Source organism: uncultured Amaricoccus sp. (assembly GCF_937858865.1).
Lineage (GTDB): Bacteria > Pseudomonadota > Alphaproteobacteria > Rhodobacterales > Rhodobacteraceae > Amaricoccus.
The window spans coordinates 1-3,489 of the sequence record NZ_CALLYO010000556.1 but is presented as its reverse complement, the minus strand read 5'-3'; the positions used below and the strand labels follow the sequence as shown (position 1 = coordinate 3,489).

The 3,489-nt window shown below is 66.5% G+C and carries 4 protein-coding genes and 1 pseudogene; 3 read left to right on the top strand and 2 right to left on the bottom strand.

Translation table 11 applies throughout. The features are described 5' to 3' along the window. The 3 genes and pseudogenes from Q0112_RS16500 to Q0112_RS16490 form a co-directional block, all read left to right on the top strand. Positions 1-343 (top strand): annotated as a pseudogene (locus Q0112_RS16500) (hypothetical protein); the annotation flags it as partial. 56 nt (positions 344-399) lie between these two features. Beyond that, the gene (lepA, locus tag Q0112_RS16495; protein WP_297977078.1) at positions 400-2,199 is read left to right on the top strand and encodes a translation elongation factor 4; all 1,800 of its coding nucleotides are present in this window, start codon (positions 400-402) and stop codon (positions 2,197-2,199) included. Between the two features lie 280 nt (positions 2,200-2,479). Then, positions 2,480-2,827: a hypothetical protein gene (locus Q0112_RS16490; RefSeq protein ID WP_297977077.1), complete on the top strand. Its 348-nt coding sequence runs from the start codon at positions 2,480-2,482 to the stop codon at positions 2,825-2,827. Between the two features lie 245 nt (positions 2,828-3,072). On the opposite strand, the gene Q0112_RS16485 is transcribed toward Q0112_RS16490, so the two are convergent. Next, positions 3,073-3,279 (bottom strand): type II toxin-antitoxin system prevent-host-death family antitoxin, encoded by a 207-nt coding sequence (locus tag Q0112_RS16485; protein ID WP_297977076.1) that lies wholly within the window; start codon positions 3,277-3,279, stop codon positions 3,073-3,075. Further along, positions 3,276-3,458, bottom strand: coding sequence for a hypothetical protein (locus Q0112_RS16480; RefSeq protein WP_297977075.1), 183 nt, complete (start codon positions 3,456-3,458; stop codon positions 3,276-3,278). The genes Q0112_RS16485 and Q0112_RS16480 overlap by 4 nt, the downstream gene beginning before the upstream one ends. Positions 3,459-3,489 lie beyond the last annotated feature (31 nt).

Genomic DNA, 3,489 nt, shown 5'->3' with positions numbered 1-3,489 from the left:
CCGCTACTACGATGCGGGCGACCGCGAGCCGGCCGCCGCGCTCGCCCCGCTCGTCGCGCCCGCCCTCGACGGCGACGCGCCCGAGGCGCGCGACTTCACCGACTATCCGACCCCGGCCGCGGCCGGGACGGTCGAGGTCTGGCTCGCCGGCGCGCCCGACGCCGGCGCCCCGCGCACCGGGAGCCGCACCGCGGCGCGCAGCGCGCCCGCGACCCCCCTGCGCGGCACCCCCGCCACCGCCGCGCCCGCACCCTACCAGATCCCCGGCGTGATCGCCCCCGCTCCGACCCGCGCCGAGCAGGTCGAGCGCATCCTGCTCGAGCGCCTGCGCCAGGGCGGCTGACGACCGCTCGACGCCCGCTTGACGAGCGCCCCGCCCGCGCCTCATACCCCGGGCCCATGACCGACCCGAGCCGCATCCGCAACTTCTCCATCGTCGCCCACATCGACCACGGGAAATCGACCCTGGCCGACCGGCTGATCCAGTCGACCGGCACTGTCGCCGACCGCGACATGAAGGCGCAGCTCCTCGACAACATGGAGATCGAGCGCGAGCGCGGCATCACCATCAAGGCGCAGACCGTGCGCCTCGAATACAAGGCGAAGGACGGCGAGACCTACTGCCTCAACCTGATCGACACCCCCGGCCACGTCGACTTCGCCTACGAGGTCTCCCGCTCGATGCGCGCCGTCGAGGGCTCGCTCCTCGTCGTCGACGCCTCCCAGGGCGTCGAGGCCCAGACCCTCGCCAACGTCTACCAGGCGATCGACGCCGGCCACGAGATCGTCCCGGTCCTCAACAAGATCGACCTGCCCGCCGCCGAGCCCGAGCGCGTGAAGGAGCAGATCGAGGACGTCATCGGCATCGACGCCTCCGGCGCCGTCGAGATCTCGGCCAAGACCGGCCTCGGCATCCCGGACGTGCTCGAGGCCATCGTCCACCGCCTGCCGGCGCCGAAGGGCGACGCGAACGCGCCCCTCAAGGCGATGCTGGTCGATTCGTGGTACGACGCCTACCTCGGCGTCGTCGTGCTCGTCCGCATCTTCGACGGCGTGCTGCGCAAGGGCGACCGCATCCGCATGATGCAGACCGGTGCCCTCTACCCGGTCGACCGCATCGGCGTCTTCCGCCCCGGCATGCTGCCGGTCGACGCGCTCGGCCCCGGCGAGATCGGCTTTCTCACCGCCTCGATCAAGCAGGTCCGCGACACCCGCGTCGGCGACACGATCACCCACGAGCGCAAGGGCGCGACCGAGCCGCTGCCCGGCTTCCAGCCCTCGATCCCGGTGGTCTTCTGCGGCCTCTTCCCGGTCGACGCCGCCGATTTCGAGGCGCTGCGCGACGCCATCGAGAAGCTGCAGCTCAACGACGCTTCGTTCACGGCCGAGATGGAGACCTCCGCCGCCCTCGGCTTCGGCTTCCGCTGCGGCTTCCTCGGCCTCCTCCACCTCGAAGTGGTCCGCGAGCGGCTCGAGCGCGAGTTCGACCTCGACCTCATCACCACGGCGCCCTCCGTCGTCTACCGTGTCTTCAAGACCGACGGCACCATGCTCGAGCTGCACAACCCCGCCGACATGCCCGAGCCGGTCCGCATCGACCACATCGAGGAGCCCCGCATCAAGGCGACCATCCTCGTCCCCGACGCCTACCTCGGCGACGTCCTGAAGCTCTGCCAGGACCGCCGCGGCATCCAGCAGGACCTCACCTACGCCGGCTCCCGCGCCATGGTCGTCTACGACCTGCCGCTCAACGAGGTCGTCTTCGACTTCTACGACCGCCTGAAGTCCGTCACCAAGGGCTACGCCTCCTTCGACTACCACCTGACCGGCTACCAGGAGGACGACCTGGTCAAGATGCAGATCCTCGTCAACGACGAGCCGGTCGACGCCCTCTCCACCATGGTCCACCGCGCCCGGGCCGATGCGCGGGGCCGCGCCATGGTCGAGAAGCTGAAGGAGCTGATCCCCCAGCACCTCTTCAAGATCCCGATCCAGGCGGCGATCGGCGGCCGCATCATCGCCCGCGAGACCATCTCCGCCCTGCGCAAGGACGTGACGGCGAAATGCTACGGAGGGGACATCACGAGGAAGCGCAAGCTCCTCGAGAAGCAGAAGGCCGGCAAGAAGAAGATGCGCCAGTTCGGGCGGGTGGAGATCCCGCAGGAGGCGTTCATCAACGCGCTGAAGATGGATGGGTAGGAGGGAGCAAACCTTCGCTCGCATCGGAGCGGGCCTAACTGCCATGGGCCTGTTAGTGGTGCTGTTGTGGCCTGCCGACCTGAAGGCCTTCGTTCAAGGGGAAAAGCTCTTTTTCTTTCTGTCTGCCTTTGTCATTTGAATATTCGCCGAGTGGCATCAAAGTGAGGAATTTAAGCCAAAGTCAACTTCACAGAACGATATTAGAGTAGCGAGGGAACTTGTCGAACTCCATGCGGGGGAGCTACGCTACCTTCTTAAGGACACTGACCTTTGGTCATTCGTGGACGATGAGATATACTCAAGGCTCATTAGCCTTTTGGATCGCTGGGAACGGGGCGCTTTCGTCTTCACAAACAAAAGGCTGAACGCCGAGTTATCCGACTTGATGGAGCGCTTAAGTGCTCTGATGCGGAAAGTGTCTCAAGATACCGTTCCGGAAAAGATCGGAGGTAAGTTCAAAACTGGATACAAACCCTTCCGGATTGTTCCGCAAGAAGAATACGACCGAAGAAGCGAGGAAAGCAAGAAGGCCAATGCCATTGCCTCTCAGGCTTGGGTGCTGCTTGATAGACTCGTGGTGCAAATTAAGGATCGAATTCCCGAGGCGCTGGACAACCCCGTTAATTAGCAAGCAAGTAAGTATGTGAGTGCTTGACCAGCACCTCCCGCTCCCGCACCTCGTAGAGGATACGCCAGTCCCCCCCGGATGCGCAGCAGCCCCTCCTGCCCGGCGAGCCGCTTCGCCTCGGCCGCGCGCGGGTTCTCGTGCAGCCTTAGCAGCGCCGCCTCGATCCGACCCTTCAGCCTCCGGTCCCGTATCGCCCGGATTGCCGCTCGGGCAGCGGCAGCGTATTCGAGCCGGTACACGCAGGGTCAGTCGCGCTTGTCCAGCTCGCCCGCTTCGTCGTCCGGCTCGGCGAAGACCTCCTCGAGCGTCCCGGTCCTGCCCCTCATCCGCTCCATCTCCGCCAGCGCCTCGCGCGCCAGCTCGACGTCGATCTTGTCCTCCATCGCCTCCAGCCAGGCGGCATCCGCCACCGGGATCACCACCGCCACCGGCTTGCCGCGCTTGGCGATCACTTCCCCGGGCGCTTCCGTGCCGGCTTCTTCCGCTTCGCCGGCGCGAGACCCCAGGCCCTCGTCATCTCCTTCGCGAAGGCCTGCTGCTGCCGGCGGGCCTCCGCCGTCCAGAGGCCCCGTGCGGTCCCCGCCGTCCGGTTCGCCGCGCTCAGCCACAGGCTCATCCAGGGGTTCTTCACCGCCCGATCCTCCATTCCCGACAAGAATAGT

Excerpts from the sequence above, each read along its gene's own strand:
- lepA (WP_297977078.1), top strand. The coding sequence starts at position 400 with ATGACCGACCCGAGCCGCATCCGCAACTTCTCCATCGTCGCCCACATC.